At 69.1% G+C, this 24,411-nt stretch carries 18 protein-coding genes, 2 tRNA genes and 1 pseudogene; 8 read left to right on the plus strand and 13 right to left on the minus strand.

Annotated elements, in window-relative coordinates; all coding sequences use genetic code 11:
• Positions 1–3 precede the first annotated feature (3 nt).
• Positions 4–744: a response regulator transcription factor gene (locus FFF93_RS02550; protein WP_138767463.1), complete on the minus strand. Its 741-nt coding sequence runs from the start codon at positions 742–744 to the stop codon at positions 4–6.
• A gap of 605 nt (positions 745–1,349) precedes the next feature.
• Here FFF93_RS02550 and FFF93_RS02555 point away from each other — a divergent pair.
• From FFF93_RS02555 to FFF93_RS02575, 5 genes and pseudogenes are all read left to right on the plus strand, one after another.
• Positions 1,350–2,222 (plus strand): winged helix-turn-helix domain-containing protein, encoded by an 873-nt coding sequence (locus FFF93_RS02555; protein WP_138767462.1) that lies wholly within the window; start codon positions 1,350–1,352, stop codon positions 2,220–2,222.
• Between the two features lie 343 nt (positions 2,223–2,565).
• Entirely contained in the window at positions 2,566–2,769 is a 204-nt protein-coding gene (locus tag FFF93_RS02560) for a dodecin family protein (RefSeq protein WP_138767461.1), read from the plus strand.
• A gap of 53 nt (positions 2,770–2,822) precedes the next feature.
• Positions 2,823–3,350 (plus strand): histidine phosphatase family protein, encoded by a 528-nt coding sequence (locus FFF93_RS02565; protein ID WP_138767460.1) that lies wholly within the window; start codon positions 2,823–2,825, stop codon positions 3,348–3,350.
• 115 nt (positions 3,351–3,465) lie between these two features.
• Positions 3,466–3,990: a hypothetical protein gene (locus FFF93_RS16880; protein ID WP_186372214.1), complete on the plus strand. Its 525-nt coding sequence runs from the start codon at positions 3,466–3,468 to the stop codon at positions 3,988–3,990.
• 30 nt (positions 3,991–4,020) lie between these two features.
• A pseudogene (locus FFF93_RS02575) lies at positions 4,021–4,884 on the plus strand (EamA family transporter); the annotation flags it as partial.
• 812 nt (positions 4,885–5,696) lie between these two features.
• On the opposite strand, the gene FFF93_RS02580 reads toward FFF93_RS02575, so the two are convergent.
• The 4 genes from FFF93_RS02580 to FFF93_RS02595 form a co-directional block, all read right to left on the minus strand.
• Positions 5,697–6,362: a TetR/AcrR family transcriptional regulator gene (locus FFF93_RS02580; protein ID WP_138767459.1), complete on the minus strand. Its 666-nt coding sequence runs from the start codon at positions 6,360–6,362 to the stop codon at positions 5,697–5,699.
• A complete protein-coding gene (locus FFF93_RS02585) occupies positions 6,359–8,404 on the minus strand; it encodes a YhgE/Pip domain-containing protein (protein WP_138767458.1) in 2,046 nt (681 codons plus the stop codon). The genes FFF93_RS02580 and FFF93_RS02585 overlap by 4 nt, the downstream gene beginning before the upstream one ends.
• Positions 8,401–9,087, minus strand: coding sequence for an ABC transporter ATP-binding protein (locus tag FFF93_RS02590; RefSeq protein WP_138767457.1), 687 nt, complete (start codon positions 9,085–9,087; stop codon positions 8,401–8,403). Before FFF93_RS02590 ends, FFF93_RS02585 begins: the two co-directional genes overlap by 4 nt.
• A 164-nt stretch (positions 9,088–9,251) precedes the next feature.
• Positions 9,252–10,709, minus strand: coding sequence for an NAD(P)/FAD-dependent oxidoreductase (locus tag FFF93_RS02595; RefSeq protein WP_138767456.1), 1,458 nt, complete (start codon positions 10,707–10,709; stop codon positions 9,252–9,254).
• A gap of 114 nt (positions 10,710–10,823) precedes the next feature.
• On the opposite strand from FFF93_RS02595, the gene FFF93_RS02600 reads away from it, so the two are divergent.
• Positions 10,824–11,552 carry a FadR/GntR family transcriptional regulator gene (locus FFF93_RS02600; RefSeq protein ID WP_395858431.1) on the plus strand — a complete coding sequence of 243 codons (729 nt, stop codon included), beginning with the start codon at positions 10,824–10,826 and terminating at the stop codon, positions 11,550–11,552.
• Positions 11,553–11,680: 128 nt separating this feature from the next.
• Here the strand turns inward: FFF93_RS02600 and FFF93_RS02605 are convergent.
• Positions 11,681–11,754, minus strand: a tRNA-Arg gene (locus FFF93_RS02605).
• Between the two features lie 279 nt (positions 11,755–12,033).
• Here FFF93_RS02605 and FFF93_RS02610 point away from each other — a divergent pair.
• Entirely contained in the window at positions 12,034–13,866 is a 1,833-nt protein-coding gene (locus tag FFF93_RS02610; protein ID WP_138767454.1) for a phosphoenolpyruvate carboxykinase (GTP), read from the plus strand.
• A gap of 67 nt (positions 13,867–13,933) precedes the next feature.
• On the opposite strand, the gene FFF93_RS02615 is transcribed toward FFF93_RS02610, so the two are convergent.
• From FFF93_RS02615 to FFF93_RS02630, 4 genes are all read right to left on the minus strand, one after another.
• Positions 13,934–15,094 (minus strand): globin domain-containing protein, encoded by a 1,161-nt coding sequence (locus FFF93_RS02615; RefSeq protein WP_138767453.1) that lies wholly within the window; start codon positions 15,092–15,094, stop codon positions 13,934–13,936.
• A gap of 150 nt (positions 15,095–15,244) precedes the next feature.
• Complete coding sequence (locus FFF93_RS02620) at positions 15,245–15,694, minus strand: Rrf2 family transcriptional regulator (protein WP_138767452.1); 450 nt, start codon at positions 15,692–15,694, stop codon at positions 15,245–15,247.
• 14 nt (positions 15,695–15,708) lie between these two features.
• Positions 15,709–16,218, minus strand: a complete 510-nt coding sequence (locus tag FFF93_RS02625) for a hypothetical protein (RefSeq protein ID WP_138767451.1) — start codon at positions 16,216–16,218, stop codon at positions 15,709–15,711.
• A gap of 5 nt (positions 16,219–16,223) precedes the next feature.
• Entirely contained in the window at positions 16,224–17,642 is a 1,419-nt protein-coding gene (locus tag FFF93_RS02630; RefSeq protein WP_138767450.1) for a phosphomannomutase/phosphoglucomutase, read from the minus strand.
• 123 nt (positions 17,643–17,765) lie between these two features.
• Between FFF93_RS02630 and FFF93_RS02635 the strand changes: the two genes are divergently transcribed.
• Complete coding sequence (locus FFF93_RS02635) at positions 17,766–19,964, plus strand: ATP-dependent DNA helicase RecQ (protein WP_138767449.1); 2,199 nt, start codon at positions 17,766–17,768, stop codon at positions 19,962–19,964.
• A 37-nt stretch (positions 19,965–20,001) separates the two neighbouring features.
• Here the strand turns inward: FFF93_RS02635 and FFF93_RS02640 are convergent, their stop codons facing one another.
• The 3 genes from FFF93_RS02640 to FFF93_RS02650 form a co-directional block, all read right to left on the minus strand.
• Complete coding sequence (locus FFF93_RS02640) at positions 20,002–21,690, minus strand: NAD(P)/FAD-dependent oxidoreductase (protein WP_138767448.1); 1,689 nt, start codon at positions 21,688–21,690, stop codon at positions 20,002–20,004.
• Between the two features lie 188 nt (positions 21,691–21,878).
• A tRNA-Ser gene (locus tag FFF93_RS02645) sits at positions 21,879–21,966 on the minus strand.
• A 140-nt stretch (positions 21,967–22,106) separates the two neighbouring features.
• Positions 22,107–24,368 carry a prolyl oligopeptidase family protein gene (locus tag FFF93_RS02650; RefSeq protein ID WP_138767447.1) on the minus strand — a complete coding sequence of 754 codons (2,262 nt, stop codon included), beginning with the start codon at positions 24,366–24,368 and terminating at the stop codon, positions 22,107–22,109.
• Between the last annotated feature and the right edge of the window lie 43 nt (positions 24,369–24,411).

Below are 24,411 nucleotides of genomic sequence, written 5' to 3' on the forward strand. Positions count from 1 at the left end.
GGACTAGTCCGCCGGTTTCAGGACGTACCCGGCCCCGCGCACGGTATGGATCATCGGCGGGTGGACCGCGTCGACCTTCTTGCGGAGGTAGGAGATGTAGAGCTCCACGATGTTGGCCTGGCCGCCGAAATCGTAGTCCCAGACGCGGTCCAGGATCTGCGCCTTGCTGACCACGCGTTTCGGGTTTTCCATCAGGTAGCGCAGCAGCTCGAACTGGGTCGCGGTGAGGTGGAGTTCTTCGCCGGCACGGGTCACTTCCCGGGTGTCCACGTTGAGGACGAGGTCCCCAACCACAAGCTCGGCGGTGTCCATGGCCGCGACGCCGGAGCGCTGGACCAGCCGGTGCAGCCGCAACAGGACCTCTTCCATGCTGAACGGCTTGGTCACGTAGTCGTCGCCGCCCGCTGCCAGGCCGGTGATCCGGTCCTGGATGGCGTCCTTGGCGGTCAGGAACAAGGCGGGAACCTCCGGCGCGAAGGCCCGGATCCGGCCCAGCAATTCGACGCCGTCGAAGCCGGGGAGCATAACGTCCAGAACCAGCACGTCCGGCCGGAACTCCTTGGCGACTTTCAGCGCTGCCGGGCCGTCCGCCGCCACCGCCACGGACCAGCCGGCCATCCGCAGCCCCATGCTCATGAGTTCCGAGAGGCTCGGTTCGTCGTCCACCACCAAAGCGCGGATGGGAGACCCGTCCGGGTGCGTAAGGGTGGGCAGGTTGTTGGTCATGGAGTGCGAGGTGGCCATGGGACAACTCTCCAATCCGGCAGTAGGGGATGGCTTTGGGGATCCTGTGCGCCAGCTGTGAATCACAGCTTAGCGAGCTGGATCAACTCGCCGGCCGGGTTCTGCGGGTGTCCGCCCGCTGGGACGGCGGCGGCGGCGGACTCCGGGCCCCGTGATTTTGCCGCGCGGGCTTACCGTGAACGATTTCCGGCCGACGGAGGGGCTCGGCGAACAATATTCGACAACTTCCCTTGGCTGACCACTCGGGGGACAAAAACGAAGCATGCTTCGTTGACTGGCCAGAATTGTGACTTGCGCTACAATCGCCCTTTTTGTCTCACAATGCGGACTTTGAGGTCCATTGTTACTTGCTAGTTCTCATTGTTACGTTGCACACTTCAAATGTGAACAAGAACTCAACAGCACCTGCAGCCGCAGCTTCCTGGATCAGCGCACCAGCTGGTACCGAGATGCGTTGTTGTCGAATGCACGCCTAACTTCTACACCCCAGAACGTTTCTAGGCATTCGCCCCCAGCCCAGCGTCGGGCGCCCCTCCCCAGTTCTCATTGCGGGGATCTAGCATTCGAGCCGCGATGACGGCCATTCACATTGAGGTAAGCATTCCATGTCAGTTGCATCCGGATACGTCCACATCTCCGTCCGTAACGCCAACAAGGCCGGCCAGGCATCCGGCCTCCGCCAGGGCTTTGGCGGCCGTCCGAGTTACGGCCCCGCGGGAGGCGGCAGCAGCTTCCCCGCCCCCGGTTACGCCGCCCAGGGCTTCAACCCCAACTCCTACGGCCAGTTGCGCGCCGTCCCCGCCGCCGAGTCCTCGCCGGCCACCGCGCCGACTCCGGTGATCGCCCCGGGCAACGGCAGCCCGGTCCGCCCCGTGCCCAACGACAACGTGGCCCGCGGCTTTGTGCTCTACATGGGCATCGATGAGGAAACCGCGGCCGCCGCCGGCACCTCCATTGCCAAGCTGGCCCAGGAAATCCGTGCCTACGCCCAGTCGCTCGTCGCCGGAGCCGAAAGCTACGCCGCCGTCGCCGTCGCCCCGGCGTCTGCCCCGGGTTCCGCGCTCGACGTCGTCCGGTCAACCTTCGGCGACCCGACCGCCGGCGCCCGCCAGCGGGCCGACAACGCGCGGCTGCAGCAGCCGCAGGACCCCCGTCCGTCCGGTGTGCTGATCGACCTCGCGCGCCGTGAAGTGGCGCTCGACGGCGAGTCCCTGAACCTGACGTTCAAGGAATTCGAGCTCCTCAACTACCTCGTCGAGAACGGCACGCGCACCGTGGGCCGCGACGAACTGCTCGAGGGCCTGTGGCGCAATGCCGAAGAGGTTCCCAATGAGCGCACCATCGACGTCCACATCCGCCGGCTGCGCTCCAAGCTCGGCCGCCTCGCCAACACCGTGCGGACCGTGCGCGGCCAGGGCTACCGGTTCTACGAGCACCCCGAGGTCGTTGTCTGGGCCGCTCCGGAGTACTCCATCTAGCCTTAGCTTTCCGCAAAGCGCCTGTCCCTTGTTTGGGGGCGGGCGCTTTCGCTTTCGCGGCAAGATCCCTCGGCGCCTGCGCTCGTTCCTCGCGCAACAACGGCGCTCTCGGGATGTGCCGCTGCGCTGTAGCGCCCCTGCCGCCGGAACGCTACTACGCGGGGCTCCGCGGCTGAGGCGGCGAGGCCGGATTTTGGGGCCGCGGCGTGGCGGGCACCGCGAAGCGGGCACGGCCCCAAATCCGGCGAAGCCGCCGCTGGTGAGGCGGCGGCTTTTGGACTCTGTTGCGTTTGGGGGCTTCGGCGTAGTCTCGGTCCCGTCGAGCCGACTATTGGGAGGAAACATGTCTGTTGCACGTATTACTACCCTGAGCTCCAACTCCAAAACCTCGTTTGATGCCGCCATCAAGGAGGGCGTCGAGCGGGCCAACAAGACCCTGCGCAACGTCACCGGGGCCTGGGTGAAGGAGCAGAAGGTCGAAATCAGCGACGGCGCCGTCGTGGCCTGGCACGTGGTGCTTGAGGTGACCTTCGTCCTGGACGACTGAGGCACCCTCGTGATGCGCGCCCGTGGCGAAACCAGCCGCACTAGGATTGAGCCATGAGCGCGCATCACATCAAACGGCTGGTGCTCATGCGGCACGCCAAGGCGGACTGGCCGGGCGGCGTCGCCGACCATGAACGGCCGCTCGAAGAGCGAGGACACCGCGAGGCGCCGCTGGCGGGGAAATGGCTCCTTAAACACGGCGTGGTTCCCGACTTCATCCTGTGCTCCAGCGCCCTGCGGACCAGGCAGACCTGCACCTGGGTGTGCAGTGAACTGGGAGACAAAGCCCCGACGCCGAAACTCGAGGACGGCCTCTACGGAGCCTCCGCCCTGCGCATGCTCGCGGTCATCAACCATGTCCCGGACACGGTCACGACACTGATGGTGATCTCCCATATGCCCGGCGTGCAGGATCTTGCCATGCACCTGGCCTCCCGGGACTCCAACCATGACGCCTACATGGACGCAGCCACGCGTTACCCCACCAGCGGCCTGACCGTCTTCGAGACGGAGAAGTCGTGGGCCGAGCTCGACGGCCAGGACGCCCGGCTGACGCACTTCAAGGTGCCGCGGGCGAAGTAGCAGGCCAGCGCGGCGCCGGATTGATGGTCAGCACGCTGATTGTGTTGTTTACTGATGCTGTTATTGCTTTTACTGCCGGTGTTTTCTTAGTGACCGAGGGAAAAGGTGGATCACCGTGGATTCAGGACAGCTCGTAGGGATCATCGTCGGCATCGTGGTGGTACTCGCGATCGTCGCAGTGGCAATCTACTTCGGCCGCAAGCGCAAGACTGACGCGGACCGGAACCGGGCCGCTGAAATGCGCGAGAGGGCGGAAGCCGACCAACTGGCCGCCCGCGAGCACGAGGCGAAGGCGGCGCGGGCGGAAGCCGACGCGAAGGCCGCCGAAGTCGAGGCCGAACGTCTCCGCATGCAGGCGCGCGGCACGCAGCAGGAGGCGGAAACCGTCCGCGCCGGCGCCGAGGAGCAGCTCCGCCGGGCCGACGACGTCGACCCGGACGTCGTCACGACCGAACGCAGCGACGCGCCCCACCAGGACACCCAGCACCAGGGCACCCAGCACCAGGAGGAACTGCGCCGGGACCGGGGCGACCGCGAGCGTCCGGCAGAAGCGGGGGATGCCGCCGGGTTCCGCGAGGACACGGCAGCGGAGCGGCGCGACACCGAGGGCCCGCACGGCGAACGGCCGCGCAATCTCTGACGCGCCGGAACGGCGGAGGCCGCTCGCGCAATGACCCCTCGTCATTCCGGGCTGGCCCTGCTGGTCGCCATCCTGTGGGGCATCAACTTCGTTGCCATTGACCTTGGCCTGCACCCCGGGGGCGGCGCCCAGATGCCGCCGCTCCTGTTCGTGGCCATGCGCTTCACCCTTGTGGTGTTTCCTTGTGTGTTCTTCATCCGCAAGCCGGACGTCAGCTGGAAAGCGATCATCGGCGTCGGCCTGCTGATGAGCGCGGGCCAGTTCGGGCTGCTCTATCTGGCGATGGCGCTGGGCATGCCCGCCGGCCTGGCCTCGCTCGTGCTGCAGGCGCAGGTGCTCCTGACGGTGCTGCTTGCGGCCGGAATCCTTGCCGAGCGGCCCACCCGGCGGCAGCTGGCCGGCGTCGTGCTGGGGATAGCCGGGCTCGCAGTGGTGGCTGTCGGCCGCAGCCTCGTGGCCCCCGTACTGCCCCTGCTCATTGTGCTCGGAGCGGCGCTGTCCTGGGCCGCGGGCAACGTCGTGGCCCGCAAGGCGAAGGCAGCGTCCGGCCTGGGACTCGTGGTGTGGTCCGGCGCCGTGGTGCCGCTGCCGCTGGCCGGGCTCTCCCTGCTGGTCGACGGGCCGGCCGCGGTGTCGGGGGCGCTGATGGACCTGCAGCCGGTGACAATCGCCAGTGCGATCTACACCGCCGCCTTCGGTTCCCTCGTGGGATACGGCATCTGGAACCGCCTGCTGGGGCTCTATCCGTCCTCCGCCGTGGTGCCCTTCACGCTGCTGGTCCCCGTGGTCGGCATGACGACGGCGTGGCTGGTCCTGGCCGAGGTGCCCTCGCCGGCCGAAGTGGCGGGCGGGCTGCTGCTCCTCGCCGGGGTAGCCGTCGCGGTGCTCCGGGCTCCCGGGCCGCGGAGGGGCGGTCAGCGCCGGTTGGAAGGTTTGGGCGCCGGTTTGGGCGCCGGTTTGGGCGGCACCTTTGCGGCCGGCTTGGTCGCCGACGACGGACGCTTGGCTGCCGGCGCGGGCGTCCGTGCAGCCGAGGAACGCGGTGCGGAAGCCCGCGGCGTGGACGCGCGAGGGGCGGCGGACCGGGGCGTGGACGTGCGCGGGGCGGCGGACTGCGGGGCGGCGGAGCGGGGTGCGGAGGTTCGCGGCGCCGACGGCCGGGGTGTGGAAGCACGCGGTCGTGCGGTGCCGGAGACTGCCGCTCGGGGCGCGGACGTGCGCGGCACGGACGGCCGGGCGGCCGGCCTGCGCGGCGCCGGACGCCGGGACGGGTAGCCGGAGCGCCGGGCCGGGCCGCGACCCGGCAGGACCGTACCGGCGAGCAACAGCAGCAGCGTCGCCGCGCCGGCGGCCGCCGAAAGATAGAAATACAGATCCGGGTGTTCGGCATCCACGCGGGTGGACAGTGCCTCCGGGTCGGGATTGAAGGCCAGTCCCCACTGCCGCAGGAACGCGATGCCGAAGGCGATGAACAGGATGCTGCCGACCCCGCTTGCCAGCAGTGTCTTGTGCCGCCGCCGGATCACAACCTCGGCCACACACGCCACGTAGGCCAGGGCGCAGGCGGCCAGGAACCACAGCCCCACCGTTTCGTTCAGGGTGGCGCCGGTCAGCACCAGCAGGGCCAGGGCGGCAAGGGATGCTCCGATGGCAGTCCTGCCGCTTTTACCCATGTGGCGCATGTGACCAATCATCCCTGAGCGCAGCTATTTCACGACGTAGCCACGCATGGTCGCCATGATTGCGGCGACACTTTGCGCCCGGGTGCGCTCCGGATTGTAGGTCTGGCGGTCCAGCCCCACCACAAAGCACGCCCCGAAAATCGCCGTCTCCAGGCTGCCGCGCGACACCCCGGTGTCCACAGAGTACTTCGCGGCCACAGCCTCGATGGCGGCGCCGATCACGCCGAGCAGTCGGCCGCGGAGCTCGGCGAAGGTGTCCTGCCACTCGCTGGGCGTCCGCCAGTTCTCGCTGACCCACAACCGGGCAAAGGAGGGGTATTCGGCCATAAAATCCATGGCCTGGCCGATCATCTCGTCCATTGCCGCCAGCGGGTCCACCGACTCGTCCTTGACGCTCAGCAGCCGTGCCATCAGGATGTCCACTCCGTGCCGCAGCAGTTGCGCGATCAGATCCGACTTGCTGCCGAAGTTGTAGTACACCGTGCCCTTGGACACCCCGGCCGCCGCGGCGATCTCGTCGACCGTCACACCCGCGGCCCCGCGCTCGCCAATCAGCTCCATCGACGCGTCGAACAACTTCTGCTTGGTTGCGTTGGTGCGCCCGGGCCGGAGCTTCTTCCCGCCGTCGGCCCCGGATGCCCCGGATGCCCCGGTTGCGCTGGGAGGGCTTGTCGCGCTGGTGGTGCTCATAGGGCGATCTCCGGCTTCAGGGTCTTGAGGGTCCAGAACTTGTGCTTCCGGACGGCGACGGCGGACATCGCCAGTCCCAGCAAAGTGTAGCCAACGAGGCCCAGCATGGTGGGCAGGATGCTGGCCAGATCGGCACCGTAGATCAGGTGCCGCATGCCGCTGACCACGTAACCCATCGGCAGGAGCTGGTGGACCACGTGCAGCGGTTCCGGCGTGGTCTGCCAGGGGAAGGTGCCGCCGGAGGAGACCAGCTGCAGGACCAGCAGGATCAACACCACGAGCTTGCCGGGGGAGCCGAGCAGCGCCACGACGCCCTGGATGATCGCGCTGAAGGCCATGGCGGCGGCCAGCATCAGGACCCACATCAGCACGGGGTGGGCGGGATCCAGGCCCAGCCCCACATCCACCACGAGGGTCAGCAGGCTGGCCTGGGCGCCGGCGACGGCCAGGAACGGCAGCCAGCCGCCGACGGCGATTTTCCACGCGGGCGCGTTGGAGGCGAGGGCGCGTTGGGTGACCGGGCGCATCGCCTGGATCAGCATAAACACACCGATCCACAGCGCGAGGGTAAGGAAGAAGGGCGCCAGGCCGGCCCCGTAGGATCCGGCTTTGGCCTGCGAGACATTGCTGACGGCGACCGGATCCGCCATGACCTTGGCGAGGCTGTCCTTTTGCGCGTCGTCCGGGTTGGGGATCTTGCCGGCGCCCTTGGCGAGCTCGGCGGCGAGAGTTTTCCCGCCGTCGGCCGCCTTGGCGGAGCCGCTGTCCAGCTGTGCCGCGCCGTCGTCGAGCTGTGCCGCGCCGTCGGAGAGCTTGTCTGCCCCGGCGGCTGCGTTCTGCTCCCCGCTGGCCAAGGCCGCGGAGCCGCTGGCGAGCTGGTCGGCGCCGGCGGAGGCCTTGCCGACGGCGTCGGTGAGGGCCGGCGTCGCTCCGGCCAGCCGTGAGGCACCCGCGCTGACGGCTGCCGAGCCGTCCGCGAGCTGCTGGATCTGCCCGGCGGCGCCCTTCAGCGCAGCGGCCGCGCCGGAGGGGGCCGGGGTGTTGTGGGCGTCGTAGTCGGCCATCAGTGCGTCGGCCTGGGGCTGGAGCATCAGCCCGGAGGCCACCATGCGAGCGGTCGACTCCGCCACCTTGGCGCGCTGGGCCTGCGCGGCGGCCTGATCCGCCGCGGCCATTTGCCCGGCCAGGCCCTGGAACTTGGCGTTGAGCGCGGCGTTCCCGGCGGCCACCTGGGCCGCGCCGTCGGCCAGTTGCCGCGAATCCTGGGGCAGGGTGGCGGTCTTGTCCTTGAGCTGGCCCAGCCCGGAGGAGAGCTGCCCGGCGCCGCTGGTGAGGGCGTTGGCGCCGTCGAGCAGTTTGTGCTGCCCGGCGGCCAGCTCGCCGGCGCCGCTCCGGAGCGAGCCCGTGCCTTCGTGCAGGGATGCCGCGCCGGTGTGCAACGAGGAGACGCCGTCGGCGAGGTTCTGGGCGCCGTCGGAGGCCTTGAGCATCTGGGTGTGGATGGTGCCGAATCCGGTCAGGAGCTGGTTGGCGGTTCCTTCGCCCACCTCTTTCGCGACGGTGGCATGGACCGCGGTGGTGAGCTTGTCCACGATCGTGCTGAGCAGGTAGTTGTTGGCGTCGTTGGTGGTGACGTTCAGCATGGCCTGGTTGGCGGCGTCGAAGCTCCCCGGCGAGACCAGGTTGGCGGAGAAGTCACGGGGGATCTTCAGCGCGAACGCGTATTTGCCGCTGCTCACGCCCTCGTCCGCGGCCTCCGCGCTGGAGACGGTCTGCCAGTTGAAGACATGGCCCTCCACGAGGCTGTCGGCGACCTTCCGGCCGGCCTCCAGCCGGGAGCCGTCGGAGGTGCCGGCGCCGGAGTCCTCCACTACGAGGGCCGCGTCGATCTGGTTCAGTTTGCCGTAGGGATCCCAGTTCGCGTACAGGTACACCGCGCCGTAGAGCAGCGGCACCAGGGTCAGCGCCAGGATGGTCAGCTTCGGCAGCAGGCCGCCGGTCATGCGCTTTAGTTCGGAACGGGCCAGCCTCAGCACGGTCATCGGGGATCCTCGGTTTCGGAGTTAGGGGCGGCTGCGGACTCGGGGGCCGGGACGGCGTTGCCGATCTCCGTGACTGGACCGGTCCAGCCCGGCGGGACGCTGCCGACGGTTGCGACGACGGCGAGGGGCCGCCCGCCGTCGTACGCAAGCTCCTGGAGCCGCGGCAGCCAGTCGACCGGGTCGCCGCTGTGGCGGTCGGGGGAGTCGACCACCAGCAGGTCGGTGTGCGGATTGGCCAGTGCCAGTGCCGTGAGCAGCTCCAGGCGCCGGTCCGCGGGCAGCTCCTCGGCCCAGAGCCCGGCGATGTCCTCGAAGCGGTTGACCTTGAGCCAGGGCGTGCTGAGCAGCGCGCCCCGGTAGCGGCGGGGGATGAGGGCGAGGTCCTCGGTGACCAGGTCCCGGACGCTCAGGTGCGGCTCCGGTTCGTTCACGCCCGGGGCGTCCACCACGGCGCTGGCCTGCCGCAGCTGCTTGATCCTGGTCTTGGACCCGGTGCCGCGGTCCCATTCCAGGGTGCCGGCCGTGGGCTTCATCCGGCCGCTGAGCGTCAGCGCCAGGGCGGTGCGCTGGTCCTGGCGCTTGCCGGTGACGAGAAGTAGTTCGCCCCGGTTGGCCTGCAGCGAGGTGGGCGGGAGCAGATAGTCGCGCCGGCCCTTCACGTGGAGCTGTTGAACGCAGAGCAAGGGAAGCCTTTCGCAGAAATGATCTGCTCCAAGGCTAACTAAACTGACCGGTCAGTTCAAATAGATGTGAGCGAACGGACACTTGACGCCCCTCGGATGTGAGCGAACGGACACTTAGAGCCCCGGGCAACAGCTGATTCCGGGCCCCAAGTGTCCGTTCGCGCTCAGAGGCCGTACTTTTCGAGCAGCCGCAGCCACACCTCGCTGATGGTGGGGTAGGCCGGGACGGCGTGCCAGAGCCGGTCCAGCGGGACCTCGCCGACGACGGCGATCGTCGCCGCGTGCAGCAGCTCGGCCACATCGGGGCCGGCGAACGTCGCACCCAGCAGCACCCGCCGGTCCTCGTCGACCACGAGCTGGGCCCAGCCCTTGTAGTGCTCGGAGTGCAGTGAGGATCCCGCCACCTGGATCGGGAGTTCCACGGAAGTGGCCCGGTAGCCGTCCTTGAGGGCCTGTTCCAGACTGCGGCCCACATTTGCCAGCTCGGGGTCGGTGAAGACGACGTTGGGCACGGCGTGTTCGTCGGCCGTGCGGGCGAAGGGGCTCCAGGGGGCGGGCTCGCCGGCGAGCGTGCCCCGGGCGCGGGCGGCAATCGCGTCGCCTGTGGCACGGGCCTCGTATTTGCCCTGATGGGTCAGCAGGACCTTGCCTGCGGCATCGCCGACGGCGTACAGCCACGGGGCGTCCTCGTTGCCGTCGGCTCCGACGACGAGTCCGCTCGCGTCGATCCGAAGGCGCGTCGGCGTCCCGTCCTCGCCGGCCAAGCCCACACTCTCCAGCCCGATCCCCTCCAGCGCGGGGTGCCTGCCGGTTGCGACCAGAAGCTTGTCCACCGTGACGCGACCGCCGCCGTCGAGCGCCAAGGTCAGGGAGCCGTCGTCGTTCTCATGGACGCTCTGCGTGCCGGTGCGGAGGCGGAGTTCGACGCCGTCGGCGCGCAGCCCGGCGTGGACCAGCTCCGCCGCAGGGGCCGGGAACGCTCCCAACAGCCCGCCCCTGGCCACCACGGTCACGGACGCCCCGAGCCGGGCGAACGCCTGGGCGAGTTCGGTGCCGGCCACGCCGCCGCCGAGCACGCCGAGCCGCGGCGGGATCTCCTGGGCGGACGTCGCCTCCCGCGTGGTCCAGAAGTCGACGTCGGCGAGGCCTTCCACGGGCGGGATGCTCGGGCGAGACCCGGTCGCCACTACGACGGCGTGGCGTGCCTTGAGCGCGTAGCTGTTGCCGTCGAGCCCGGCCACCTCCGCTCGGCGGGGGCCGGTGATCCAGCCGTGGCCGCGGATCAGCTCGATGCCGGTGTCCTCCGCCCACTTGACCTGGCTGTCGTCCTGCCAGTTGGAGGTGAAGTAGTCGCGTCGCTTCAGGACGGCGGCGGCGTCGAGCACGCGGGTGACGGCCTCTTCGGCGCCGGGCACGGTCTGAGCGCCGTGCAGCGCGGCGCCGGGCCGCAGCAGGGCCTTCGATGGCATACACGCCCAGTAGGAGCACTCGCCGCCCACCAGTTCGGCCTCGACCAGGACCGCGGTCAGGCCGCCCTTGACTACGCGCTCGGCCACGTTCTCGCCCACCGCGCCGGCCCCGATCACGATGACATCGAATTCCCGCTCAATATGTGCCGTCATGGCAACAGCCTAGCCCCGTCGGGGAGGCCGGTTCCGGACCCTTTGCAGGACATGGGACGTCCGCTACGCTGAGGACCACCTTGGGGGAGGAGGTCGCCAGTGAACGCAGCAACTTTGAGTGCGGGCGGGGCCGTGCCGCCGAACCGGCTCGGCGCGCAGGCCAGGCTGCGCGCCCTGCAGGCCGAGATCATCGATCTGATCCTCGAACGGGAACTGGAGCCCGGCGAGGCCCTGCCCACCGAAACCGAGCTGGCCGCCCTGCTGGGAATCGGTCGGAATACGCTGCGGGAGGCGCTCAAGGTGCTCCAGGCCCTGGGCGTGATCGAGATCCGCCACGGCTTCGGCATGTTCGTGGCCCCGAGCAGCTTCGGGGCGCTGACGGACGGACTGACCTTCCGGGCTCGGTTATCGCTGCGCCACCACGGGCACGAGGCGCTGGAACTGATTGAGCTCCGGCGGGTGCTCGAATCCGCGCTGATCGGCGGCTCCATGGCGCTCATGACGCCGGACCGGCTCGCGGGACTCGAGGCTACCGTGCGCCGGATGGAAGCGCTGGCCGGATCCGGAGAGCACTTCCCCGAAGCCGACGCCGAATTCCACCGCCTGCTGTTCGAGCCGCTGGACAACGGGCTGCTGCGCGACCTGCTCGGGGCGTTCCAGGCCGTCTACCGCGGAATCCAGCAGGAACTCGGAGGCGACGACGTCGATCCGACAGCGGCGGCCGCGCTGCACCGGAGCATCTACGAGGCCGTGGCGGCGGGCGGTGCGGCGCTCGCGGCCGAGCGGCTGGGCCGCCACTTTGACGGACTGCGCCGCCGGATCGCGGGGGTCGCGGGGGAGTAGGGGTGTAGCGGGCGGTCCGCGCTGGTCTCAAACCGCAGCGCTTTTCCGGCGGCGCCGCACACCAGGGAAAACAAAAGATCCGCACCGGCGGACCGGTGCGGATCTTTTTCTCTGTGTCTCTATCTCTGTGCGCCCAAAGGGATTCGAACCCCTGACCTTCTGTTCCGTAGACAGACGCTCTATCCAGCTGAGCTATGGGCGCATTCTCGGCTCTTCGGGAGTTTCTCGCTCCCCCGAACCTCGAATTACTTTACGCGAGATGGGCCCAGAGTTCCAAATCGGAAACCCTGTAATCTGCCCGACTAGACCGGTCTATGTGACCTTGATCACAAAATGTCCGGCGTGTGGAGTTATTAAACCTTGAATTTCCGCGGTTTTTGGATCGGGGTCCCGCCGTCAACCCGTATTTGGGCCCGAAAATGAATCCTCCGCGACACCTAGCATTTAGGACACACCACTGAACCCGAGGAAGGGAACCGTAATGGGCGATCTGGCGCGACTGCCGCTGCTTGAGAAAGCACCCACCACTCATGCTGGACTGCTGGCATGGGTTGAAGAGGTTGCTGAACTGACCCAGCCGGACCGGATCCACTGGGTTGATGGTTCGGAAGAGGAGAACACCCGGCTCACGGACGAGCTCGTCGCCGCCGGCACCCTGACCCGGTTGAACGAGAAACTGTTCCCGAAGTCCTTCGCGGCGTTCTCGGATCCCGCCGACGTCGCCCGGGTCGAAGAGCAGACCTTCATCTGCTCCGAGAACCAACGCGATGCAGGCTTCACCAACAACTGGATGGCCCCGGCTGAGATGAAGGAGAAGCTGCGCGGCCTGTTCAGCGGCTCCATGCGCGGCCGCACGATGTACGTCATCCCGTTCGTTATGGGCCACCTCGACGCCGAGGACCCCAAGTTTGGCGTGGAGATCACGGACAGCGCCTACGTTGTTGCCTCCATGCGCATCATGGCCACGATCGGCACTGCCGTCCTGGACAAGATCACCGCCACCAACGCCTTCTTCGTCCCCGCCCTGCATTCCCTGGGAGCGCCCTTGGCCCCCGGCGAAGCCGACGTTGCGTGGCCGTGCAACCCCGAGAAGTGGATCGTGCACTTCCCGGAGGAGCGCTCCATCTGGTCATACGGATCCGGCTACGGCGGCAACGCCCTGCTGGGCAAGAAGTGCTACGCGCTGCGCATCGCGTCCGTGATGGCCCGCGACGAGGGCTGGCTCGCCGAGCACATGCTCATCCTCAAGCTGACGTCGCCGGAGAAGAAGAACTACTACGTCTCCGCGGCCTTCCCCTCCGCCTGCGGCAAGACCAACCTCGCCCTGCTGGACCCCACGATTGACGGCTGGGAAGTCGAAACCCTCGGTGACGACATCACCTGGATGCGGATCGGCAAGGAAGGCGAACTGCGCGCCACCAACCCGGAGGCCGGCCTGTTCGGCGTCGCCCCGGGCACCGGCTGGGGCACCAACCCCAACGCCATGCGCGCCATCGCCAAGGGACACAGCATCTTCACCAACGTCGCGCTCACCGACGACGGCGGCGTGTGGTGGGAAGGCATGACGGACGAAGTCCCGGCGCACCTGACCGACTGGCAGGGCAATGACTGGACCCCGGCGTCGGACAAGCCTGCCGCGCACCCGAACTCCCGCTTCTGCACCCCGATCTCGCAGGTCGACATGCTGGCCGAGGAGTACTACAGCCCCGAGGGCGTCGAGGTCTCCGCCATCCTCTTCGGCGGGCGGCGCAAGACCACCGTCCCCCTGGTGACCCAGGCCCGCAACTGGACGAATGGCATCTTCATGGGCTCGACCCTCTCCTCGGAGACCACGGCCGCCGCCGCCGGGCAGGTCGGCGTACTCCGCCGCGACCCGATGGCCATGCTGCCGTTCATCGGCTACGACGCCGGCGACTACCTGAAGCACTGGATCAGCGTCTCCGGCAAGGCCAACCCCGAGCGGCTGCCGCACATCTTCCTGGTGAACTGGTTCCGCCGCACGGCCGACGGCGGCTTCGCCTGGCCCGGCTTCGGCGACAACGCCCGTGTCCTCAAGTGGGCCATCGAGCGCATCGAGGGCAAGGCCGACGCCGTCGAGACCCCGATCGGCTTCGTCCCGACCGGCACCGCGCTGGACCTCACCGGCCTGGACCTGACCCACGCCCACGTCGAGGACGCCGTCCGCGTCGACCGCGAGGAATGGGACGCCGAGCTGGCCTCCATCGAAGAGTGGTACGCCAAGTTCGGCGACTCCCTGCCGGATGCGCTGCGCTCCGAGCTCGAGGCGCTGAAGGAACGGATGTCCGCGCACTAACCCGTGCCCGGACCAACGACGGCGGCCCCGCACCTTGGATAAGGTGCGGGGCCGCCGTCGTTGGGACTTAGTTGGCGAGCCAGATGTCCGGGCCGAAGACCTCGTAGTGGATCTTGGTGGCGGGGATGCCGGCGTTGATGGCCTCGTTGCGGATGTTCTTCATGAACGGCAGCGGGCCGCAGAGGTACAGCGAGGCATTGGCCGGCAGGTCCACGTCGCGCAGCGACATGAAGCCTTCCCTGGCACCGGCCTCGGGACGCTCGAGCCAGAGCTGCAGCTCGGCGCCCTCGAGGCGTTCGACGTCGTCCGTCATCTGGGAGCGCAGGGCCCAGCTGTCGAGGGTGCTTTCCGCGTGCAGGACCAACACCTGGCGGTCCGAGCCGGTTGCCGCGAGGGAGCGCAGGATCGACGCCGACGGCGTGCAGCCGATGCCGGCGGAGGCCAGCACCACGGGGCCCTCGTCCTCCTTGAGCGTGATTTCGCCGTAGGGGTTGGAGATCTCCAGGACGTCGCCGACCTCAACGTTGTTGTGCAGCACCGGTGAGACCTCGCCGCCGTCGTCGAGCTTGGTGGTGAAGCTGCGGCTCGTGCCGGCGTCGCCGGAGAGTGAGTACTGGCGGACCTGGCGCAGGCCGTCAGGGAGGGTGACCTTGACACTGACGTACTGGCCGGGCAGCGCCGGGGTGATCGGGGTGTCGTCGGCCGGTTCCAGTACGAAGGTCATGGAGCCGGTGCCGGCGGGCGTCTTGGCCGCGACACGCCACGGGCTCCACATCTTGCCGTTGGCCTGGGCGGCGTAGAGGCCCTTTTCAAGCTTGATCAGCGCATCGGCCATGAGCCAGTACACCTCGGTCCATGCCTCGGCGATTTCCGGGGTGATGACCTCGGCCAGGTCCTCGGCGATGGCTGCGAAGAGGTGCTCGTAGACCACCTGGTACTGCGGTTCGGTGATGCCGAGCGAGGCGTGCCGGTGGGCGATGCGGGCCAGGACGGTCTCGGGCAGGGTTCCCGGGTGGCTCACCAGGTGGCTGGCGAAAGCGGCGATGCTTCCGGCCAGGGCCTGCTGCTGGTCGCCGGAGCGCTGGTTGGAGCGGCTGAACAGCCCGTCCAGCAGCTCGGGGTGCGCGCCGAAGAGCCGGGCGTAGAACTTGGGGGTGATTTCGCCGATCCGGGAACCGACCAGCGGCAGGGTGGCCTCGATGACGGGGAAGGACTTGTCCGAGAGCATTGCTGACTCCTGAGGTAGTGGCCCGGCGTCTTCAACCGGACCGAACTGAAATACATGCATTTGAAATACGAGTATTTATGCCTCAGTTCTACACGTCGTAGAAAATGGTTGCAAATTGCGCGGGGAATACCGAAGAGGGCCGCAGGCGGGCTAGAGGCCCGGACGCAGGCCGATCGCCTGAAAGACGGGGTTCATCTGCCGCGTGGTGGGCAATGAGGCGACGACAATGTCGTCAAGCTCACGGTAGAAGGCCTCCCTGGCCCGGCCGAGCGCGCCGCGGAGCCGGCACTCGGTGATCAGGGGGCAGGTGCCGGCGGCTGCGACGCAGTCGGCCGGGTCGGTCCGGGTATCCAGGGCGCGCAGCAGCTGTCCGACGGTGGCGGCGCGGCCCGCCGCGTTGAGCCGGGACCCGCCGTTGCGGCCGCGTTCGACGTCGATCAGGCCCAGTGCCCGCAGCTTCGCCATCGCCTTGCTGACGTGGTTGTAGGGCGTGCCGACGGCATCGGCGATGCTCTGGGTGGTGAGCGGCTCACCGTCGGCCGCGGCCGCGAGCACCATCATCGCGCGCAGGCTCACGTCCGCGAAGGCGTTGATCTTCATGGCACGGGCCTGGTCTAGTCCACCCAGACGGCGGGTTCGTTGGAGTCGGCGGAAAGCTCGCCAAATTCCAGCTCGTTCGTCTCCGGGTTGGCGCCGTAGGGCAGCACTGCGGCGAAGACGGAGCCGTCCTGGTGTTCGGCGGCCACGTGGATCGCGTCCGAGTCTTCTTCCAGCAGGGTGATATCGCAGACGATGGCGGCGGCGCGGAACTCGTCCCGGTGTTGCCGGAGCAGTTCGGTGAGGTCGCTGATCATGCCGTCGGCGTCGAAGTCGGCGTCGCCGTCCCCGGCCGCGTCGGCCGGTGTCACGGCGACGAGGCGGACCTCGCCGTCGTTTTCCACCACCAGGGCGAACGGCAGGAAGCCGCCGTTGCGCTCCAGCTGCTCCTGGGCGGCCCCGACCCCGGTGCCCAGCAGGTTCTCCAGGTCGGTGGCGCTGGCGTCCGGCACCGAGCCGCGCCAGGAGTCCGCTGCCGGGTCCGCGGGCTGCAGGATGGTGCTCTGGGCCTCGGAGGAATCGGTCATGGCGGTCAGCCCCGGACCACGGCCAGGACCCGGTCGCGGATGCGTTCCATGGTCGCCTGGTCCGTGGCCTCGACGTTCAGGCGCAGGAAGGGCTCGGTGTTGGACGGGCGCAGGTTGAACCAGTAGCTTCCGTCCGCCGCGATGAAGGTGCTGCCGTCGAGGTAGTCCACCTCGACGTCCTCGTCGTGGAAGTCCAGGCGGACGCGCTCCACGGCGCCCGCCTTGTCTTCGATTTCCGAGTTGATTTCGCCGGAGGACCGGTAGGGCTCGTATTCGCGGCCGAGCTCAGAGAGCGGGCCGTCCTGCTCGCCGAGGGCAGCCAGCACGTGCATGGCGGCCAGCATGCCGGTGTCCGCGTTCCAGAAGTCGCGGAAGTAGAAGTGCGCGGAGTGCTCGCCGCCGAAGATCGCACCCTCCGCAGCCATCACGGCCTTGATGAAGGAGTGGCCCACCCGGGTCCGGACCGCGCGGCCGCCGTCGTTGGCCACCAGTTCGGGCACCGCCCGCGAGGTCAGCAGGTTGTGGATGATCGTGGGGTTGTCTTCGCCATTGGACTTGGCGCGGGCAATCTCGCGGCGGGCCACCATGCCGGTCACGGCCGACGGCGAGACCGGCTCGCCCTTTTCGTCGATCACGAAGCAGCGGTCGGCGTCGCCGTCGAACGCCAGCCCGATGTCCGCGCCGTGCTCGACGACGGCGGCCTGCAGGTCGCGGAGGTTTTCCGGCTCCAGCGGGTTGGCCGGGTGGTTCGGGAAGGATCCGTCGAGCTCGAAGTAGAGCGGAATGATCTCAAGCGGCAGCTTCGGCAGCAGCGTGTCCCCCAGCACCGCCGGGGTGGTCATCCCTGCCATGCCGTTGCCGGCGTCGACCACGACCTTGAGCGGACGGGACCCGCGGAGGTCAACGAGGCTGCGCAGGTATTCGGAGTAGTCCTTGAGCACGTCGCGCACGCTGATCAGGCCGCGGGTGCCGTTCGCGGGGATCGCCCCGGCGTTGAGGTAGTCCTCCGCGAGGGCCTGGATTTCCTTCAAGCCGGTTTCCGAGGAGATCGGAACGGCGCCGGCCTTGGCCATCTTGATGCCGTTGTATTCGGCCGGGTTGTGGCTTGCGGTGAAGGTGGCTCCGGCGGCGTTCAGGGCGCCGCACGCGTAGTACAGCTCATCGGTGGAGATCAGGTCCAGCAGCTGGACGTTGGCGCCGCGGGTGGCTGCGCCGTTGGCAAAGGCGCGGCTGAACTCGGGGGAGGAGGGGCGCATATCGCCGCCGACCAGCACGGTCTGTCCGGCCAGGCCCAGGACATCCACGAAGGCAGCCCCCACGGCCTCGACAATTTCGGCCGTGATGGAGTCGCCCACGATTCCGCGCACGTCGTAGGCCTTGAAGGAAGCCGAGAGGTCAAAAGTCTTCGTCTGGTCGCTAGTCACGGCTCCATCTTACGTGGAAGCCGCTGTTGGCCGCCGGGAGCATGCCGCGTATGTGGACAACGCCTGTCCACATACGCGGCCGCCCGCTTCGTGGCTGTCGGAGGAGGCTGGGATACTGAAGCAATGGCCAATAACCAGAACGCTGCAATCCTGACCGCCCCCGATTCCGCCGCCGCTAGCGCCGCTGCGGGGTCCGGAACGCGTGAGCAGGCCCAGGCGGTGCTGCGTGAGCTTGTGGGGCACGCCGGCGCAGAGTTCCATGACGGCCAGTTCGAGGCGATCGAGGCCCTCGTCGACGGCGGCCGGCGTGCCCTCGTTGTGCAGCGCACCGGCTGGGGGAAGTCGGCCGTGTACTTCGTCGCGTCCCTGCTGCTGCGCCGCCGCGGCGCAGGCCCCACCCTGATCGTGTCCCCGCTGCTGGCCCTGATGCGTGATCAGGTGGCGGCCGCGGCGCGGGCAGGGGTCCGGGCGGTGGCCATCAATTCGGCCAACCAGCTCGAATGGGACACCGTCCGTGAACAGCTCGCAGCGGACGAGGTGGACGTGCTCCTGGTGTCTCCCGAGCGGCTCACCAACCCGTCGTTCCGCGAAAACCAGCTCCCCGAACTGGTCCGCCGGACCGGGCTGCTGGTGATCGATGAAGCGCATTGCATCTCCGACTGGGGCCACGACTTCCGCCCCGACTACCGGCGGATCGCGGACCTGATCACCCAGCTGCCGGACAGCGTGCCGGTCCTGGCCACCACAGCCACCGCGAACTCCCGGGTGGTGCACGACATCGAGGAACAGCTCGGCGAGGGTGTGCTGACCATCCGCGGCGCCCTGGGCCGGGAGTCCCTGCGCCTGGGCGTGCTGCGGCTGCCGGACTCGCGGGAACGGCTGGGCTGGCTGCTCACCCACCTGTCCGACCTGCCCGGCAGCGGCATCATCTATACCCTTACCGTCTCCGCCGCCGAGGACACCGCCCGCCTGCTGGCCGAAGCCGGCCACGAGGTGCTTGCCTACACCGGCCGGACCGACCCCGCGGACCGCGAACGCGCTGAACAGCTGCTTAAGGACAACCAGGTCAAGGCGCTCGTGGCCACCTCCGCGCTTGGCATGGGCTTCGACAAGCCGGACCTTGGCTTTGTGGTGCACCTGGGCGCGCCTTCCTCCCCGGTGGCGTACTACCAGCAGGTCGGCCGTGCCGGCCGCGGCGCCGCCAACGCCGACGTGCTGCTCCTGCCCGGTTCCGAGGACCGGGATATCTGGCAGTACTTCGCCACCGCGTCCATGCCCTCGGAAGAAAAGGCCGCCGCTGTGCTGACCGCCCTCGCCGAGGCGGGGACGGCCGTGTCCACCGTGGCGCTGGAGGCTCGGGTGGACCTGCGTCGGACCCCGCTGGAACTCCTGCTCAAAGTGCTGGCCGTCGACGGCGCCGTCGAACGCGTGGGCGGCGGGTGGCGCTCCACCGGGCGGCCGTGGACCTACGACGCCGAACGGTACAGCCGGATCGCCGAGGCCCGGGTTGACGAGCAGGATTCCATGGTGATCTACCAGGACACTGCGGGCTGCCGGATGGAGTACATCACCTCGGTCCTCGACGACGAGACGGCCCGGGCCTGCGGCCGCTGCGATAATTGCGCCGGCCGGTGGTTCCCGGCCGACATCGCCGCGGACGCCACGGAGGCGGCGGGCGCGACCCTCAGCCGTGCCGGAATGGTGCTGGAACCGCGGCTGCAGTGGCCCAGCGGCATGGACCGCCTGGGCGTGAACGTGAAGGGCAAGATCAAGCCGGAGGAGGCCCTGGCCAACGGCCGGGTGCTGGCCCGGCTGACAGACCTGGGCTGGGGCGGGGCGCTGCGCGAAACGTTCGCCGCCGGCGCCCCCGACCGGGCCGTCGACCCGGGAATGCTGCGTGCCTGTGTTCAGGTCCTGCGCGAATGGGGCAGCGGCGACGCGCGCACCCCCGGCTGGAGCGGCGCGGGTCGCCCGGCGGCGATCATCAGCGTTCCGTCCCGCGGCAAGCCGGAACTGGTGGAGTCGCTGGCGCGCGGCATCTCCGAGATTGGTCGCATCCCCTACTTGGGCCAGCTGCAGCTCGCCCACGGCGGTCCGACCGGTGGCCGCGGCGGAAACAGCGCCTACCGGCTTGCGGGCGTGTGGGACCGGCTCGTCGTGGGACCCGAGCTGGCCGCCGCGCTGGAGGGCATCCGGGGCCAGAGTGTCATGCTGGTGGACGACCTCGTGGACAGCCGCTGGACCGTGACCGTGGCCGGGCGGGCCCTCCGGCTCGCCGGCGCCGGCGCCGTGCTGCCGCTCGTGCTCGGCCAGGCCGGCTAGGCCGGCACGCGTGGCGTGCGGGCCTGGACCCGCCGCCTCACTCCCCGGGCGGCTGTTCCGCTTCCAGCACGGCCATGGCCGCGTTGTGGCCGCCGATTGCGCTGACGGCGCCGCCGCGGCGTGCACCCGAGCCGCACAACAGGAGCTGCGGATCGTCGGTGGCGACACCCCAGCGCTGCGCCGGGGTGTCCAGGGGCGCGCCGTCCTCCACAAAGGGCCAATCGAGGCCGCCGTGGAAAATATTTCCCCGGGGCATCCCGACGGCGCGTTCGATGTCCAGCGTGGTCTTGGTTTCGATGCATGGCCGGCCGTTCGAGTCCGTTAGCAGCAGCTCCTCGACCGGCTCGGCGAGCACGCTGTTGAGGGACCGCAGCACGGCCGCCTGCAGCTCGGCGCGCCGGTCCTCATTGTTCTGGGCGTTGATCAGCCGGTCAGGGACATGCAGGCCGAACACCGTGAGGGTCTGCGCGCCGGCGGCCTGCAGTTCAGGTGACAGGATGCTGGGATCCGTCAGCGAGTGGCAGTAGATTTCGCACGGCAGGGGTTCCGGGACGTTCCCGGCCGCGGCGCGAAGGTACGCGCCATCCAGCTGGGACCACGTCTCATTGATGTGGAACGTGCCGCCGAAGGCAGCTTCCGGGCTCACGGACCCGTCCAGCAACCGGGGCAGACGTTTGAGCAGCAGGTTCACCTTGACCTGGGCGCCCTCGCGGAGGTGGTTCGGGTTCACTGTGGCGCGCGGGGGCATGGCGGGTGACGGCGCGGAGCCCGCACCAGACCCGCCCGCCCCCGCACCAGACCCGTCCGCACCAGACCCGTCCGCCGCGGCGTTGCGCAGCCGGTCCAGCACCACGGGTGCCACGTTGGAGAGAACCCACGGGGCGGCGGCGGTGTGGTCTGCGCCGTCGTGCCGGTAGCCCACGACGCCGCCCGGCTGCACCGAGGTGACCTCGGCGGACACCAGGAGGGTCGCCCCGGCTTCGCGGGCGGACCGTTCCAGTTCCCCGGACACCGCTCCCATTCCGCCCACGGGTACGTCCCAGTCGCCCGTCCCGCCGCCGATCAGGTGGTACAGGAAGCAGATGTTTTGCTGGAGGTCGGCGTCGTCGGCGCGGGCGAAGGTGCCGATCAGTGCGTCTGTCAGCACGACTCCGCGGACCAGGTCGTGCCGCAGCGCCCGGGTGATGGCGTGCCCGATCGGCTGCTCAATCATGGCTTCCCATGCTTCCCCGGCGCCGGCCGCCAGGGCCAGCTGCCGTGCCGCTGACCGGGTGGGCAGCGGGGAGGTCATTGTGGGCCAGAGGGCCTGGGTGAGCTTTCCGCAGCCGGCGTAAAAGTCGTTGAACGCACCGAACTCGTCCTCGGAGGCCCCGACAGCCGCGAAGGAGGCAGCTGTGGTCGCGGCGTCCTCGTTGTCGACCAGCAGTGCCCGGCCGGGGTCGGCGGGGTCCGGGGTGTACGAGGAGTACCGCCGCCGCGCCAGGGTGATGCGCAGGCCGAGGTCGTCGATGATCTGCTGGGGCAGCAGGCTCACGAGGTAGGAATAGCGCGAGAGCCGGGCCCCGACGCCGTCGAACGCCTGCGCGGACACCGCGGCGCCTCCGGAGTGGCCGAGCTTTTCCAACAGCAGGACCTTCCGGCCCGCCCTGGACAGGTACGCTGCCGCGGCCAGGCCGTTGTGGCCGCCGCCGACAATGATCGCGTCATACGTGTGGTTGGTCGACATGCGCCTATCCTGCCACCCGAACGCCCCGGACCGGCCAAGGCCGGACACGCCACCGCTCCGGGCCGCCCGGACGCTGGAAGGGTTGTTCGAGTTCCGCCGGAGGGGGTGGTCGGGGGAGTTTCCGCCGGAGGTGAGGGCGCGTTGGGGCGGGAACGCAAAAGGCCCCGGTCCAGGACCGGGGCCAAACGCGGAGACGGGGGGATTTGAACCCCCGGTGGAGTTGTGCCCCACACTTCATTAGCAGTGAAGCCCATTCGGCCGCTCTGGCACGTCTCCAATTGCTATTACTAGCCAACCAAGGATACGCAGAAGGGGCCATGCAGTGCAAAACGGTCAACGCGGGGTCACCTCCGGCCGGTCCCGGCGCCCGGAATGGGCCGGAAGTGACCCCGCGTTGCGGTGCGGCAAGGCCGGTCTCAGTCCGCCCGGCCCGCCAACGCGCGCCAGAGGAAGTGCTGGCTGCGGCTCTGCAGCGCCGCGGCCTGCCGGTTGTCCGAAGCCCCCGCGTGGCCGCCCTCGAGCGCCTCGTGGAACCAGACGTTGGGGATGCCCATGGCCTGCATGCGGGCGGCCATCTTGCGCGCCTGCACCGGACCCACCCGGTCATCGGAGGTTGCGGTCCAGATGAAGGTTTCCGGGTACTCCACCCCGTCGCGGAGCAGGTGGTAGGGCGAGAAGGTCCGGATGAACTCCCACTGCCCGGGCACGTCGGGGTCGCCGTATTCGGCAATCCAGGAATACCCTGCGGAGAGCTTGGTGTACCGGCGCATGTCCAGCAGCGGGACCCCGCAGGAGACGGCCCCGAACAGGTCCGGGTACTGGGTGAGCATGTTCCCCACCAGTAGGCCGCCGTTCGAGCCGCCCACGCAGCCCAGCCGCTGGCGGGATGTCACGCCGCGCGAGATGAGGTCCTGCGCGACGGCGGCGAAGTCCTCGTAGGCGCGGTGGCGCTTGTCCTGCAGCGCGGCGCGGTGCCACGCCGGACCATACTCGCCGCCACCGCGGATGTTCGCCACGACATAGACCCCGCCGCGGCTGTGCGGCGCCTCGCCGTCCGCGCCCGCGGATTCGTCGGTTCGCCGTTCCAGCCAGGCCCGGCCGACGGCGCCGCTGTAGGCGGGGGTGCGGGAAATCTCGAATCCGCCGTAGCCGGAGAGCTGGGTGGGGTTCTGCCCGTCCAGCACCAGGTCCCGCGAGGCGACCTGGAAGTAGGGCACCCGGGTGCCGTCCTTGGACACCGCAAAGTGCTGCTGGACCTCATAGGCGTCCTCGTCGAAGAACGACGGCGCGGTCCGGACCACCTCGTGCGTGCTGACGACGCCGTCCGCGCCAGCGCGCTTCAAGGTGCCGCGGGTCAGGGTGGTCGGCGTCGCAAACCCGGTGGCGACCAGCCAGAAATCATTCCCGGCAGCGTTGTCGCACCCGGCGCCCTCGGCTCCGTCCTCGTCCCCGTCTTCGTCCCCGTCGTCGTCGCTGACGCTGTACGCGTTGACGTCGTGCAGCGGCGGGCAGGCGTCCAGCACGCTGGCGGCCCACGCGACGTCCGTGCCGGGCCGCGCCGGGTCCAGCACCCGGATTTCGGAGGACACGTCCCGGAGCAGGTTCAGCAGCAGGAAGTCCCGGGTCCAGCTCCAGGACTGCAGGGAGGTGTGCTCATCGGGGGTGAACAGCACGGACAGTTCCCGGCTGCCGGCCAGGAATTCCTCAAATCCCGCCGCCAGCAGGGACCCTGCCGGGTAGCTCGTGCCGTTGACCGTCCAGTCGCCCTGCGGCCGGAAGAGCAGCCACTCCCGGTGCGAGCTCAGGTTCACGTCGTCCGGCACGTCGATCTCCACCCACACGCCGTCGCGCAGGACCGAGGTGCGCCTTTCGAAGAAGCTGATCCAATCCACGGCGAACGTCCGCTCGAAGCCGGGGGTGGAATCGTGCGCCAGGATCGCCATCATGTGGTCTTCCGGGATTTCGAAGATCCGCTCGGCGGCGGCGAGGGATTCGCCGCGGCCCAGCACCACGCCGGTCCGGGCGTAGGAGGAACTGGTCCGGGGCAGGCCGGCGGCCGTGCTCGTGACCAGCAGCGTGTCGGCGTCCAACCAGGACACGTTGCCCTTCGCCGTCGGCAGGTCAAAGCCGCCGTCTGCGGGGTCTACAAAGCTGCGGGTCTCGACGTCGAACTCGCGGTAGCGGTTCGCGTCGCCGCCGTCGGGGGAGAGCGCCAGCAGGGCCAGCCGGTGCGGCTGCCCGGCGGCGGGGCGCAGGAAGTTGGCGCCGTGGAAGACCCATTCCTCGCCTTCGGCGGCGGCGAGGGCGTCAATGTCGAGCAGGACTTCCCACTCGGGTGAACCCGCCCGGTAGCTCTCCCAGGTGGTGCGCCGCCACAGGCCCTTGGGGTTGTCGCGGTCCTTCCAGAAGTTGTAGTACCAGCCGCCGTGCTTGCCCACCATGGCGATCCGGTCGGTGGAGTCCAGCACCTCGAGGACCCGGGCTTCGAGTTCCGCGTATTCGGCGTCCTGGAGCAGTTCCTCGGTGCGGGCATTCTGTTCGCGGACCCAGGCCAGCGGGGCCTCGCCGTAGATGTCCTCCAGCCAGATGTTCTCGTCGACGGGCTCGGGGGCGGTGCCGGAAGTCTCTCCAGTGGGGCCGCCGGGCGCGGTGGGTTGCTCAGCTGCAGTGGTGGTCATGGCCCCATCCAAGCAACTGCGACGCCGGGCAGGCAAGTCAAGC

Source organism: Arthrobacter sp. KBS0702 (genome assembly GCF_005937985.2).
Taxonomy (GTDB): domain Bacteria; phylum Actinomycetota; class Actinomycetes; order Actinomycetales; family Micrococcaceae; genus Arthrobacter.